The 13,617-nt window shown below is 74.4% G+C and carries 9 protein-coding genes; 2 read left to right on the top strand and 7 right to left on the bottom strand.

From position 1 onward, the window contains the following. Positions 1–71: 71 nt before the first annotated feature. From AC0693_RS20140 to AC0693_RS20115, 6 genes are all read right to left on the bottom strand, one after another. A complete protein-coding gene (locus tag AC0693_RS20140; RefSeq protein WP_478802448.1) occupies positions 72–1,682 on the bottom strand; it encodes an RNA polymerase sigma factor in 1,611 nt (536 codons plus the stop codon). Positions 1,683–2,047: 365 nt separating this feature from the next. After that, positions 2,048–2,989 carry a FadR/GntR family transcriptional regulator gene (locus tag AC0693_RS20135; RefSeq protein ID WP_469319006.1) on the bottom strand — a complete coding sequence of 314 codons (942 nt, stop codon included), beginning with the start codon at positions 2,987–2,989 and terminating at the stop codon, positions 2,048–2,050. A gap of 137 nt (positions 2,990–3,126) precedes the next feature. Further along, positions 3,127–4,959 carry an ATP-binding cassette domain-containing protein gene (locus AC0693_RS20130; RefSeq protein ID WP_478802447.1) on the bottom strand — a complete coding sequence of 611 codons (1,833 nt, stop codon included), beginning with the start codon at positions 4,957–4,959 and terminating at the stop codon, positions 3,127–3,129. 245 nt (positions 4,960–5,204) lie between these two features. After that, the gene (locus AC0693_RS20125; protein WP_356406139.1) at positions 5,205–5,954 is read right to left on the bottom strand and encodes an NUDIX hydrolase; all 750 of its coding nucleotides are present in this window, start codon (positions 5,952–5,954) and stop codon (positions 5,205–5,207) included. A gap of 132 nt (positions 5,955–6,086) precedes the next feature. Next, positions 6,087–8,054 carry a glycogen debranching N-terminal domain-containing protein gene (locus AC0693_RS20120; protein WP_478802446.1) on the bottom strand — a complete coding sequence of 656 codons (1,968 nt, stop codon included), beginning with the start codon at positions 8,052–8,054 and terminating at the stop codon, positions 6,087–6,089. 251 nt (positions 8,055–8,305) lie between these two features. Beyond that, the gene (locus AC0693_RS20115) at positions 8,306–9,664 is read right to left on the bottom strand and encodes a DUF4192 domain-containing protein (protein WP_478802445.1); all 1,359 of its coding nucleotides are present in this window, start codon (positions 9,662–9,664) and stop codon (positions 8,306–8,308) included. Positions 9,665–9,775: 111 nt separating this feature from the next. Between AC0693_RS20115 and AC0693_RS20110 the strand changes: the two genes are divergently transcribed. Then, entirely contained in the window at positions 9,776–11,935 is a 2,160-nt protein-coding gene (locus AC0693_RS20110) for a RecQ family ATP-dependent DNA helicase (RefSeq protein ID WP_478802444.1), read from the top strand. Positions 11,936–12,151: 216 nt separating this feature from the next. Further along, complete coding sequence (locus tag AC0693_RS20105; RefSeq protein ID WP_478802443.1) at positions 12,152–12,781, top strand: hypothetical protein; 630 nt, start codon at positions 12,152–12,154, stop codon at positions 12,779–12,781. Between the two features lie 160 nt (positions 12,782–12,941). Here AC0693_RS20105 and AC0693_RS20100 read toward each other — a convergent pair whose 3' ends face one another. Continuing rightward, on the bottom strand, positions 12,942–13,589 hold the full coding sequence (locus tag AC0693_RS20100; protein ID WP_469338553.1) for a hypothetical protein: 648 nt from the start codon (positions 13,587–13,589) through the stop codon (positions 12,942–12,944). Between the last annotated feature and the right edge of the window lie 28 nt (positions 13,590–13,617).

Genomic DNA, 13,617 nt, shown 5'->3' with positions numbered 1-13,617 from the left:
CACCCAGAGTGGAATGCCCGGAGGCCGCGCGCACCCGCGCACGGCCTCCGACACCGCCCCCGACGGGGCTGCTAGTCGAGGTAGTCGCGGAGCACCTGCGAGCGCGACGGGTGCCGGAGCTTCGACATCGTCTTCGACTCGATCTGGCGGATCCGCTCGCGCGTGACGCCGTACACCTTGCCGATCTCGTCGAGGGTCTTCGGCTGGCCGTCGGTGAGGCCGAAGCGCATCGAGACCACCCCCGCCTCGCGCTCGCTGAGGGTGTCGAGGACCGAGTGCAGCTGCTCCTGGAGGAGCGTGAAGGAGACCGCGTCGGCCGGGACGACTGCCTCGGAGTCCTCGATGAGGTCACCGAACTCGCTGTCGCCGTCCTCGCCGAGCGGCGTGTGCAGCGAGATCGGCTCGCGGCCGTACTTCTGGACCTCGATGACCTTCTCGGGGGTCATGTCGAGTTCCTTGGCCAGCTCCTCCGGGGTGGGCTCGCGGCCCAGGTCCTGGAGCATCTGACGCTGGACGCGGGCCAGCTTGTTGATCACTTCGACCATGTGCACCGGGATGCGGATGGTGCGGGCCTGGTCGGCCATGGCGCGGGTGATCGCCTGGCGGATCCACCACGTGGCGTAGGTGGAGAACTTGTAGCCCTTGGTGTAGTCGAACTTCTCAACGGCTCGGATCAGGCCCAGGTTCCCCTCCTGGATCAGGTCCAGGAAGAGCATGCCGCGGCCGGTGTAGCGCTTGGCGAGCGAGACCACGAGGCGGAGGTTGGCCTCCAGCAGGTGGTTCTTGGCCCGGCGGCCGTCCTCGGCGATGATCTCCAGCTCGCGCTTGAGCTTGGGGGCGAGCTTGTCGGAGTTCGCCAGCTTGTCCTCGGCGAAGAGGCCCGCCTCGATCCGCTTGGCCAGCTCCACCTCCTGCTCCGCGTTGAGGAGGGGGACCTTGCCGATCTGCTTGAGGTAGTCCTTGACCGGGTCGGCGGTGGCTCCCGCGACCGCGACCTGCTGGGCGGGGGCGTCGTCCTCGTCGTCGGAGAGCACGAAGCCCTTGGCCTCGCCGCCCTCCTCCTCTTCGCCGTCCTCGGCCTTGGCGGCGCCGGGGGTGCCCTCGGCGGACTCGTCGTCGGCCGCGTCGTCGCCGTCCTTCTTGGCCGCCGTCTTCTTCGCCGCGGTCTTCTTGGCGGTGGTCTTCTTGGCCGCCGTCTTCTTGGCCGCGGTCTTCTTCGCCGCCGCCTTCTTGGCGGGCGCGGGAGGCTCGGCTTCGGTCCCCGCCGCCGTCACGTCCTGCGAGCCGCTTCCCTCCGCGAGCGCCGCGAGCGCGTCCGCCTGCTCCGGGTCCGCCGCCTCGGCCCCGGGGGCCGTGGGAGCGACGGGAGCGGCCGCAGTCTTCCCCGTGACCGTCTTCGTGGCCGTCCGCTTGGCGGGGCTCTTCGCCGCCACGCTCTTCCGAGGGCGCTTGGGCGACTCCGCGGCACTGACCATCAGCGTCACACCCTCTTCCTCGAGGATCTGGTTGAGGCTGCGCAGAACATTCTTCCACTGGGTCGGCGGAATCTGGTCAGCCTCGAAGGCCCGACGCACGTCATCGCCGGCGATCTGCCCCTCGGCCTTGCCCCGCTCGATGAGAGCCATCACGGAATCCGACTCGGCGATCTCCGGCGGGAGCGTACGGGATGTGCTGGCCGACACGAACAACCTCTCGGAACGATGGAAACGGCTTCCGACCCCGGCCTGGTCCTGAACCGGAGCCGACGACCACCGACTGGGGATGGGCCGGCGGCGCGGGGAACGGCCGGGGAGCTGCACAGCACCGGGAACGGCTGCTGTGTTCCTTCCGTCGGCCATCACCTCTTAGGTCATCGCGTGACCTCGCAGAGCGTTACGCCCAATCTTCGTGGCCCGAGTCACATCCCGCGTGCTCCCATGCCGGTCATTCGGGCACGGGTCCCCGAGTTCACGTCGCCCGGACGCCGGTGTCGCCGGACCCGACCGGGCCCGGCGACATGCGTCCATCCCATCCTCGCGCTCCTCGCGCCGGTCCGCGGCCCGGTGCGTCAGTGCTCGCGCGGTGCGGGAACCACGCGCTCGACCTCCGGATGGACCGTCAGGAGCTGGCGCATAGCGGTCTCCGCGCCGGTGGCGTCGCCCGCGGCGATCGCCTCGACCATCCGCGCGTGGTGCGCGACGCCGCTCTCGCTCGGGCGCTCGCAGGCGGTGATCGGGCTGCCGGACACCTGGAGGGCGCAGGAGACGATGCCCGAGAGGTGCTCCAGCATCCGGTTGCCGGCGACCTGGATGAGCAGGGAGTGGAACTCGTTGTCCGCGCGGGCGAAGGTGATCCCGTCGCCCTGGCCGAGGGCGTGGCCCATGATCTCCACCATGTCGGCGAGCCGCTGCTGGACGTCGGGGCGGCCGTGGCCGGCGGCGAGGCGGGCGGCGAGGGGCTCGATCGTCCAGCGCATCTCGTTCAGCTCGCGCCGCTGGTCGTCGCGCTGGGGTCCGTAGGCGCGCCACTCGATGATGTCGGGGTCGAGCAGGTTCCAGTCCGCGACCGGGCGGACCCGGGTGCCGACGTTGGGGCGGGCGCTGACGAGGCCCTTGGCCTCCAGGACCCGCAGCGATTCGCGGACGACCGTGCGGGAGACCTCGAAACGCTGCCCGATCTCCTCGGGGACCAGCGGACGGTCCGCTCCGAGGTCGCCGGAGACGATCATCTGGCCGAGCTGCTGGACGAGTTGGCCGTGCAGCCCGCGGCCACGGCTGCCCGCCGTGCGGCGGCCCACCCGGCTCAACTCGACGTCGGCTCCGTCCCAGTGGGGTGCACCGACGCGATCGGTGCCGGAGGCCTCCGCGTAGGGGTAGCGGTCGAGCTCGCCCGGGCCGGCGAGGCCGGTGTCGGCGTGGCGGGCGGCGGTCATCATGGTGTGCGCAAGGGTACTCACGAATCCTTTGTCGGCCGTGCTCCGGCGACCCTTGAGGTCTTTGGTGAAAAGCACACGAAAGGGTGATCGGTGCCCCCTACGCAATTGACGACTTATCGTAAAGAACCGGGCTTTTTACAGGGACTTGCGATCCTGTCCGAGTGAACCGGGCTCCAACGGTCGCCCGGCGTCCCGGTTGCGCCCCGCACCGGTCACCAACGGACGCGGCCGCGCAGGCCGGTGAACCCGTAGGCGCACAACAGGACCAGCAGGGACAGCGTCAGGGCCGCGCCCACGGGCTGGGCCATCACGCGCAGGGCCCCGAGCACGAGCCGGTCGGCCTCGGGGGGCCACTGCGCCCAGGACAGGCCGCGCAGTCGGGCCGCCAGCCCGGACGCGGGGTAGGCGGACGGACCGTCGAGGGCCTTGCGCAGGAGCGGTACGACGAGCAGCGGTACGGAGACCACCGCGCCCAGGCCCGCCAGGGCGGAGCGGAACACCCCGGCGGCCAGCACCCCGGACCACGCACAGCCGACGAGCAGGCCGGCCCACGCGGCGGCGGGGGCGATCCACTGCGCCGGGGGCCGCAGCGGCCCCCGGTCGAAGACCAGCGCGAGGGCGGCCGCGTCGGCCGTGACCGCGAGGGCGCCGAGCAGCAGCGCGAGAGCCCCGCAGACCCCGAGCTTGGCGATGAGCAGGCCCAGTCGGCGCGGCACGGTGCCGCGGTCGGCGGCGAGCGCGGGATACCGGTACTCCTCGCCGAAGGCCAGGGCGCCGAGCAGTCCGGCTCCGAGGGCGGCGGGCGGCAGCGGGAACGGCTCGGGCCACGCGGCGAGCAGGCGGTTCTGCGGTGTGTGCCCGAGCCGGGCGAGTAGCAGGGCGGTGACCACGGAGATGGCCACCACCACGGCGGCCGTCAGCAGCGGGGTGGCGGTGCCGAAGGCGCGGCGCAGCTCGTAGCGCAGCGGCCGCAGGGGCCCGCCCACGCGCCGAACGGGTGACGCGGGCCGCGGGGAGCCCGCCCGGCCCCCGCGCCCTTCGACGCCCCCGGTGCGGGCCGGGACGCGGGCACCGGGGACCGCGGCCTCCTGTCCACCGGCCGCGGCCGTGACGGTAGCGCCCGAGGCGGTCGCGCCCGGGGCGGTCGCGGTACGGGCCTGAGGTACCGGTGTCCCGCTGTCGCCGGTCTCGTCGGCGAGCTGGTGGACGAGCACGCCGTGCCGGAAGGCGGCCTCGCCGACTTCGGCGCAGGTACTGCCGTAGACGGAGAGGCGGCTGCCGCTCTCCTCGACGACCTCGACGGCCCGCTGGGCGGCCCGCGCCTCGCGGCCCAGTACGTCGGCGAGCCGGGCGGCGTGCGGGGTCCTTACGGCCACTCGGGGGCGCAGCCTGGTCCGGGCGAAGTCGGCGGCGTCCTGGTCGGCCACGAGGCGCCCCGCCTCGATGCTGACCACGCGGTCGGCGCTGCGGGCGGCTTCCTTCGCGTCGTCGGTGGTGAACAGCACCGCTCCACCGAGGGAAGCGTGCCCGCGCAGCAGCCCGTGCAGCCAGTTCCGCTCCCGGGGGGAGAGCCCGGCGGCGGGCTCGTCGAGGAGCAGGGTGCACGGATCGGCCAGCAGGGCGGCGGCGATCCCGACCCGGCGGTCCATGCCGAGCGAGAGCGACCCGAGCCGCTGGTCGCGCAGGCCCGCGATGCCGACGACTTCGAGCATGGCGTCCGCCCGGGAGGCCGGGACCCCGGCGGCGGCGCAGAGCATCCGCAACTGCCCGCGGACCGTGCGGGCGGGGTGCCCGGGCACATCGCCGAGCAGGACGCCGACCTCGCGCCCCGGGTGCGGAATCCGGTGCAGGGGGCGCCCGCGGAAGTACGTGACGCCCCGGCCCGGTTCGAGTTCGAGCATGAGCCGGAGCGCGGTGGTCTTGCCCGAACCGGGCGCGCCCAACAGGGCGGTGACCTGACCGGGGCGGGCCTCGAAGGTGAGGTCGTCCACCCTGGGCGGAAGGTCTCGGCGGGGTGCACTGGTGAGTCCGATGGCCTGGAGCATCGCTTCTCTCGCGGGGTGTGAGACCACTGTGCGGCAGTGTGAGTACCACGGGAAAGATAACGCGATATGTCCTTTTTGCCCCGGAACCGCACCGCGGCGGTGTCGGATCGTCTGACTTTCGCCCACCAGAAGCCGGGAGGGCGGTCTCCCCAGGGAGGCACTGCCCGGGGGCGGTCTCCCGGACGGCGGACTCCCGGGTGTCGGGCTCCGGGGAATCAGACGTCCGAGTATCAGACTTCCGGGTGTCAGACTTCCGGCCGCAGCATCGGCGGGTTGAGCAGGGTGGCTCCCCCGGCCCTGAACAGCTGGGCGGGCCGACCGCCCTGACGGGTCGTCGTTCCTCCGGCCGGGACCAGGAACCCCGGCGTGCCGGTGACCTTGCGGTGGAAGTTGCGCGGGTCCAGAGCCACGCCCCACACCGCCTCGTACACCCGGCGCAGCTCACCCACGGTGAACTCGGGCGGGCAGAAGGCCGTGGCCAGCGAGGAGTATTCGATCTTCGACCGGGCCCGCTCCACCCCGTCCCCCAGGATCCGCGCGTGGTCGAAGGCGAGTCCCGTGGACGCCTCCTCGGCGGTGGCGAGCACTTCGTCGACGGGGGCCCAGCGCGCGCTGTTGGCGTCCCCTCCGGCCCGGGGCGCGGGCAGGTCGGGGGCCAGCACCAGGTGCGCCACGCTGACCACCCGCATCCGCGGATCCCGCCGCGGGTCACCGTAGGTGGCGAGCTGTTCCAGATGCGCGCCGTGCCCGGCGTCGCCGCCTGCGGCCGACTCGTGGGCGCACAGTCCGGTCTCCTCCGAGAGCTCCCTCGCGGCCGCGGCCGCCAGGTCCTCGTCGCCGCGGACGAAGCCGCCGGGCAGCGCCCATCGTCCCTGGAACGGCTGCTCACCCCGTCGCACGACCAGCGCGCAGAGCGCGTGGCGCCGCACGGTGAGCACGACCAGGTCGACGGTGACGGCGAAGGGCGGAAAGGCCGACGGGTCGTAGGGCGACATGCGGCGATCATAGTCGTCTGCCTGACGATAAACAGCGCTTTGGTGATCCGGAAGACCACTGCCGACAGGCCGGACTCCTCGTGGCCCGCCCTCGGGGGTGCGGCGCGGGCCGTGCGCCGCATCCGAAGGGCGTCAGACGCCCAGTTGCAGTGCATCGGAGGCCTCCTCCACCATGCCCAGACCCAGCCGGCTGATGCGGACCGCGAAGGGCTCCCCCGCCACCCGCAGTCCGGAGAGCCGCAGCTCTCCGAGCGGCGCACCGGGCAGCGGAGCCAGCGCCACCGTGCCCGCGGGGGCGTCGGGGCGGATCCCGGCCAGCGCGGCCAGTACGTGGATCGCGGCGGCAGCGGCGACGGCGGCCGGCCGACAGGCCGCCGGGTGCGGTAGCGGAGCGCTGCCCGCCGTGCGCTGCTCGGCGGCGTACATCTCGGGCAACCGGTACCCGAAGCGCTCCGCCGCGTCCAGGAGGCCCCGGAGCAGCCCGACCGCCCCCTTCTCGAAGCCGGCGGCCGCCAGCCCCGCCACCGCGACGGCACTTTCGTACGCCCGCACGGCGCCCGAGTGGTGACCGAACGGGTTGTGTCCCGGCTCCCGCACCGCCATGCTGCGCAGCCCCCAGCCGGAGTCCATCGCCGGCGCACTCAGCAGGCGGGCCAGCTGCTCGGTCCGGATCCGGTCCAGCAGGCCGGGCGCGAGCCGCCCGCCGCCCAGTAGTCCGGTGTCCAGCAGGTGCGCCGCCGCTCCGGTCAGCCGGGGCAGCGGTCTCCCGTCCGGATGCAGCGCCGCCGCGGGCCGGCCCCCGTCCGGACCGTCGAGCCAGAAGGCCCGCGCGAAGCGGCTCCGCAGGGCGGCGGCCCACTCGCGCCATTCCTCGGCGCCGGGCCGCCCGCACCCGTCGAGCAGGTCCGCCCCGAGCAGCGCGGCCCGGTGCGCGTGGGCCTGTGTCTCGCAGCGCCGCGGCCCGGGATCGGGGTCGGCCAGGAAACCGTCCTCGGACAGTGCCCCGCGCAGCCAGTCCAGGCACCGCTCCGCCGTGGGCAGCAGCCGCTCCACCTCCGGTTCCGCCAGCCCCCAGCGCCGGGCCTCGGCGAGCACCGCGGGGAAGGCCAGCGTCGCCTCCGTGCCGGTGCAGCCGGGCGGTAGCTGCGGCCCGGCGGCCCGCAACGGCCCCGGGATCTTCCCGGCGCCGGGTCCCTGCCCGGTCTCCTGGGTCCGGGCCAGGACGCGCAGGGTCGCTGCGGCGAGGCCGGTGCCGAGGGGAAGCGCCATCCGGGCGGCCCACAGCGATTCGGCCGGAGCCAGCCCGCAGCGCCACGGGACACCTGCCGCGGCGAAGGCGTCGGAGGGATCCCCGGTATCCCTGAGCAGCAGGGCTCCCAGGTCGTCGATGCCGGTCCGGAGCCAGGGGCCGACCCTGGGGTCGTCGCACTCGGCGCTGGCGGGGGCGAGGGGGTTCGCGACCTGCCCGGCGGAGGCCCGCGCGCCCCGGTCCTGGGAGGTCCGCAGTTCGATGGTGTGGGACTCCCCGGGCGCCAGCTCCAGCTGCCAGCGCAGCAGGCCGGTCGCGGCGAGCGCGTCATCGGGAGCGGGGTCCGCCGTCGTGACCGCCTGGACCTGGCCCGTACTCCAGCGCAGGCCCCCGGCGTGGACGGCGGCGGGCAGTTCGGGCCCCCCGCGCCCGGCGGTGATAGCGGCCAGTTCGGCCAGGTCGGTGGCGAGCGAGATCTCCACGGGCAGCCGCACCCGGCGGGCGGTGTAGCTGCGCAGGGTGATCCGCTCGGTGCCGTCGGCGTGCCGGATCCGCTCCACGCCGATGTCCGGGTCGGGCCCCGGTTCCGCGCCGATGCGGACGGTCGCGGTGAAGGCGGCCCGGTCGGCGCCGAGGCTGCGGCCCTGCACGGCGACCGGGTCGCGGCCGCCGATCCGCAGCACGCAGCGGGACAGCAGCCGGCGGCCGGAACGGTAGATCCCGTCCACCCCGTGCCCGGTCAGCTGCCCGTGTTCGGGCGAGATGACGAGACAGGGAGCGGCGACGCAGATGAGGGCGCCGTGCACGGGCGGCAACTCGGGCCGTCGGGCGGGGGGAACGGGGTGCACCATGCGTCGCCTTGTCTGCGTTCCGGTCGGTTGCGCAGGGCGGCGGCTCGACCAGGGCCCCGCCACCCCACAGCTGAACGCCCTCACCCCCGCCCGGGACACGGCCGATGGGGGCGGCTGCGCGCGGGCCGCGGCTTCGCGGCGGCCGAAGGCGGCGCCCGCCGCGCTCCACCAGCGGTGCGCCGCACGTCGTACGGCCGCCGCGTCGCCCAGACCGCGCCGCGGTGCGCGGTGCCGGGCAGCCCGGTGCCGGTTCACTGCTCGCTCCCCGCCGTGCGGCGCGGCTCGCGACGGGTGGCCCGGGTGCGGCGCCCCGGCGGGCGGGTGACGGCGGCGGCGCGCTTGCGGCGCGGCTCCCGGCGGCCCCGTTCCGCGCGCAAGCAGGCGCGGAGGTCTTCCGGGTCGAGGCCTTCGTTGCAGGCGTGGTGCAGGAGTTGGGCGAAGCGGTAGTCGGCATCGGCCCGCAGGGCCAGTCCCAGGGCGATGCGGGCGGTCGGCTCGTCGCCGGTGGACCACGAGACCCAGCCCGCCAGGGTCAGCGGGGCGGCCGCGTGCTCGCCGTAGGCGCCGACACAGCGGCGGGCGAGGGCGCGCCACAGACGCAGCGCCGGGGCCGCTTCCTCGTCCTCCATCCACTCCGCGGCGATGTCCCTGATCTCGCGGTCCTGGAGGCCGAGGATGAGGGAAGCCGCCTCGTCGTGTCCGAGGAGCGCGTCGTCCCAGTCCTCGGCGCAGGGCCCGCCGTCGGCGGGCGGGGCGAGGGTGAGCCGCCGCATCACCGTCCGGGCGAGGTCCAAGGTGTCCGCGCCCACCTCCTCCCGGGTGGCTCCGTCGAGGATCTTCGGCACCAGGGCGGTGGCGGCCCGGTCCAGGGCCCGCTCCTGCTCGTCGGCGAGCGGCCCGCGCAGCGGTGCCATGCGGCCTTCGATCTCCTGCAGCGAACCGCGGACCCGGAGCCCGGCGTAGGTCGCGGCCGCTGCCATGACCGAGGTTCCCGGCACGCTCAGGGCGGTCCCCTCCGCCGGGCAGCACCGGGCGTCGGGGCAGCAGTAGGACCAGTACCGCCCGCCGGAGACGCACAGGGCCTCCAGCACGGGCACGTCCAGCGATCCGCAGGCCAGTCGGATGCGCTGGGCGAAGGGGCGCAGCCGGGTCATCACGCGCTGCCCGCTCTCCCCGCCCCGCGGATCCTGGCAGAGGAAGACGACGATGCCGTCGGGCTTGCCCCCGCGCCGTTCGCTGCCGAGCACCAGGCAGTCGGCGACCTGGCGGGCGGTGTCCTCCCATTCCCCGTGGTCGGCGGGAATGCCGACCCGCAGCCGGCCGCCGAAGCGGCCGCCCTCGCCGTGCACGGCGACCATGACGAGGGAGTCGGTGGGGTGGAAGCCGAGCATGTAGGGCAGGGCGTCGGCCAGCTCGGCCGGGCTGCGCAGGGTGATCTGCGGGTCGCCGGCCGGAGCGGCCGGCGCGCCCGCGAGAGCGGAGTGGTTGACGGCGGGCCGGACGACGGACTGGTTGGTGCGCCGGGCGCCGGCCTTGGTCGGGGGCTTTCCGGGAGACGCCTTGCGGGGCCTGATTCCGGACGGGTCGGGTGATTCCTGGTTCTTCGTCATGGCTCGACGGTCCCGTGATCTCTCCGATCGGGAAACCCCTGTGGATAACTTTATCCACAGGCACGGAGGTGCCATTGGCGCGATGTCACAGGCATCGGGTTGCATGGGGGCATGAACCCTGACCTGAGGTCTTCCGCCGATTCCGTTCTCGCCCGCCTCGTCGGCGATCCGACGGGCACCGCTCGGCTGCGTGAGGACCAGTGGCGGGCGATCGAAGCCCTGGTCGCGCACAAGCGCCGGGCTCTGGTGGTCCAGCGGACCGGCTGGGGCAAGTCCGCCGTGTACTTCGTCGCGACCTCGCTGCTGCGGGCGAGCGGGGCCGGACCCACCGTGATCGTCTCCCCCCTGCTCGCGCTGATGCGCAATCAGGTCGAAGCGGCGGCCCGCGCCGGGATCCGGGCCCGCACCATCAATTCCGCCAACCCGGAGGAGTGGGAGGGGATCCAGGCCGAGGTGGCCGCCGGAGAGGTGGACGTCCTGCTGGTGAGCCCCGAGCGGTTGAACAATCCGGACTTCCGCGACCAGGTGCTCCCCAAGCTCTCCGCCGCCACCGGTCTCCTGGTGGTGGACGAGGCGCACTGCATCTCGGACTGGGGGCACGATTTCCGGCCCGACTACCGGCGGCTGCGCACGATGCTCGCGGACCTGCCGCCCGGCGTGCCGGTGCTCGCGACGACGGCGACGGCCAACGCGCGGGTGACGGCCGACGTCGCGGAGCAGCTGGGCACCGGAGCGGGCACGGACGCGCTGGTCCTGCGCGGTCCGCTGGACCGGGAGAGCCTGAGCCTGGCCGTGCTCGCGCTGCCCGACGCCGCGCACCGGCTGGCGTGGCTCGCCGACCACCTGGGCGATCTGCCGGGGTCCGGGATCATTTACACGCTGACGGTGGCCGCCGCCGAGGAGGTGACGGCGTACCTGCGGCACCGCGGGCACACCGTCTCCTCGTACACGGGCAAGACCGAGAACGCGGACCGAGAGCAGGCGGAGAACGACCTCCAGGCCAACCGGGTCAAGGCCCTGGTGGCGACCTCCGCGCTGGGCATGGGATTCGACAAGCCCGACCTCGGCTTCGTGGTCCACCTGGGTTCCCCGTCGTCGCCGATCGCCTACTACCAGCAGGTCGGCCGGGCCGGCCGCGGCGTGGAGCACGCCGAGGTGCTACTGCTGCCCGGCCGCGAGGACGAGGCGATCTGGCAGTACTTCGCGTCGGTGGCCTTCCCGCCGGAGGAGCAGGTCCGCCGCACTCTGGACGTGCTGGCCCAGGCCGGGCGGCCGTTGTCGCTGCCCGCGCTGGAGCCCCTGGTCGACCTGCGTCGGACCCGGCTGGAGACCATGCTCAAGGTGCTCGACGTGGACGGGGCGGTGCATCGGGTGAAGGGCGGCTGGACCTCGACGGGTGAGCCGTGGGCGTACGACGCCGAGCGGTACGCGTGGGTGGCGCGCCAGCGCGCGGCCGAACAGCAGGCGATGCGCGACTACGCGGCGTCCACCGAATGCCGGATGGAGTTCCTGCGGCGCCAGTTGGACGACGAGCAGGCCGCTCCGTGCGGCCGCTGCGACAACTGCGCGGGGGCCCGCTTCACGGTGGAGGTGTCCTCGACGGCGCTGGACACCGCGCGCGGTGAGCTGGGGCGCCCCGGCGTGGAGCTGGATCCGCGCAAGATGTGGCCGACCGGTCTGGCGGCGGTCGGGGTGGACCTCAAGGGGCGCATCCCCGCCGGGGAGCAGGCCTCGACGGGGCGGGCCCTGGGGCGGCTGTCCGACATCGGGTGGGGCAACCGGCTGCGCCCGATGCTGGCGGCGCAGACCGCCGACCAACCGATTCCGGACGATGTCGCCCAGGCCGTGGTGGCCGTGCTGGCGGACTGGGCGCGAGGACCCGGTGGCTGGGCCTCGGGGGCGCCGGGCGCGCCCGCGCGGCCCGTGGGGGTGGTGGCCCTGCCCTCGCGGAGCAAGCCCCAGCTGATCGGATCGCTGGCCGCGCGGATCGCCGAGGTGGGCCGCATGCCCCTGCTCGGGTCGCTCGCGTACACCGATCAGGTGCCGGAGTACGGGCTGCCCTCCTCCAACAGCGCTCAGCGCGTGCGGGGACTCCACCAGGCCTTGACCGTGCCTCCTGAGCTCGCTGCGACGCTCGCGGAGACTCCCGGTCCCGTGCTCCTCGTGGACGATCGCGCGGAGAGCGGATGGACCCTGGCCGTCGCCGCCCGACTGCTCCGGCGGGCCGGCGCTCAGGAGGTGTTCCCGCTGGTACTGGCGGTCCAGCCGTAACCGGATGCGTCATCGTCGGCGTGGCGGGGCAAGGATATGAACGGCATACCGGCCAATTACGGTCCGCGGTGCCGATTGCTCGTTGCCGCATGCTCGCGGGCCGCGCGAGAATTGCAGTGTTCCCGCTCGGCCCGTCGGCGCTCGTGATGGCCGCGCTGCGGCGTGCCCGCAACCCAGCCGTGCCCATCAGCGGCTCGTGTACCCGGAGGGAGGACCGTGACCTTCGGATTCGCCCCGCCCGCGACCACCTCGCCGGGCGTGGTCACCGGCGGGCCCAGCCGGCACGGCAGACTGCTGGAGCCCGCCGAATGGACCGCCGCCGGGATCCCCCTGCTGCGCAATCCGCGCGAGGTCGTCAGCGGGCTGCACTCCCGCCACGCTCCGGTGCCCTCGACCGCCGTGATCGCGGTGCTCGGCCCCGAGGAACGGCTGGTCGCCAGTGCCTCGTTCGTCCAGGGCGCCGTGTCGGCGGACGGCTGGGAGTACCGCAACGCGCTGCTGGCGCGGCTGCGCCGGGTGCTGCCGCACGACCTGCGCAGACGGACGCCGGTGCGGACGGCCGTGCTGCTCTACTGCCGCGACGGCGACGAGCGCTGGACCGAGGAGGACGGGGCCTGGATGTGGGGGCTGCGGGACGCCTGCACCCTGCACGGGCTGCGCTGCGGTGCGTACATCACCCTGACCCGGGGCGGCTGGCAGGTGCTGGGCGAGGGCCGGGGCGGCCGGCAGCCCAGTTCGGATTCCCGGCCGGCCCGGATCGGCGAGATCGTGTCGGATCCGGCTCCGCTGACCCTGCGCACCGGTGGGGGCGCGGCCGAGGCACAGCGCCGTACCGCCGCCCGCTGAACCCCGGCCAAGGCGCCGCGCCCCACGCCTGCCCCGCACCGCATGCGCGCGCGGACTGGCGTGCGCACGCGGCGCTGGGCAGCGCGGGAACCGCGGGCCGCGGCGGGGCCGGCACAGGGCCCGCCCCGCTGCTCGCCCTCGGGCGGCCGGGAACGGGACGTCAGACGCCCGCGCCCAGCACCGAGTTGATCCGCTCCGGGTCGCCGCACACGACCAGCAGCGCACCGGCACGCGTGAGCGCGACCGGCAGGGCCGCCGCGATCGCGTCGGCCGTTCCGCCGTTGGCCGCGAAGACCACGACCGGGCGGCCGGTGGCGCGCTGTACGTGCGCCGCGTCCGCGTAGAAGACGTCGTCCCGGGCGTCCTGCTGGGCCCAGTACGCGCTTTCGCCGAAGGACAGCTCGTGCGCCGCCCACGGGTGCGGGTCGCCGCTGGTGAGCACCAGGATGTCGCCCGGCGCGCGGCCGGTGTCGAGCAGCAGGTCCACGGCCTCTTCGGCCGCGTCCAGCGCGCCCTCGGCCGAAGCCGGGATCAGCTGGATCTGCGGCACCGCGGCGGAGACCGACGGTGCGGTGGGGGCCGCGGGCGCGGCCGGGGTGACGGAGGGGGTTCCGGGGGTGGCCTGCTGCGGCACGCGCTGGGCGGGCGGAGCGGGCCGGACGGGACCGGGACGCCCGGGCCGGGGTACGGCGGCCGGACGCGGACCAGGTACGGGGCGGGGGGTCTGCGCGGTGCGGCTCGCGGCCGGGGTGACGCGGGGACCCTGGGCACTCTCGTGAATCTGAGGCTCCTCGTGGGTGAGAGGCATGAGTGGACATCTTTCAAACACCGGTGCG

This window comes from Streptomyces sp. NPDC043876, assembly GCF_056435825.1.
Note: the sequence above shows the minus strand (reverse complement) of the source record. Positions and strands in the feature narration are given on the sequence as shown.

Excerpts from the sequence above, each read along its gene's own strand:
- AC0693_RS20130 (WP_478802447.1), bottom strand. The coding sequence starts at position 4,959 with ATGCTCCAGGCCATCGGACTCACCAGTGCACCCCGCCGAGACCTTCCG.
- AC0693_RS20110 (WP_478802444.1), top strand. The coding sequence starts at position 9,776 with ATGAACCCTGACCTGAGGTCTTCCGCCGATTCCGTTCTCGCCCGCCTC.
- AC0693_RS20120 (WP_478802446.1), bottom strand. The coding sequence starts at position 8,054 with ATGGTGCACCCCGTTCCCCCCGCCCGACGGCCCGAGTTGCCGCCCGTG.
- AC0693_RS20115 (WP_478802445.1), bottom strand. The coding sequence starts at position 9,664 with ATGACGAAGAACCAGGAATCACCCGACCCGTCCGGAATCAGGCCCCGC.
- AC0693_RS20100 (WP_469338553.1), bottom strand. The coding sequence starts at position 13,589 with ATGCCTCTCACCCACGAGGAGCCTCAGATTCACGAGAGTGCCCAGGGT.
- AC0693_RS20125 (WP_356406139.1), bottom strand. The coding sequence starts at position 5,954 with ATGTCGCCCTACGACCCGTCGGCCTTTCCGCCCTTCGCCGTCACCGTC.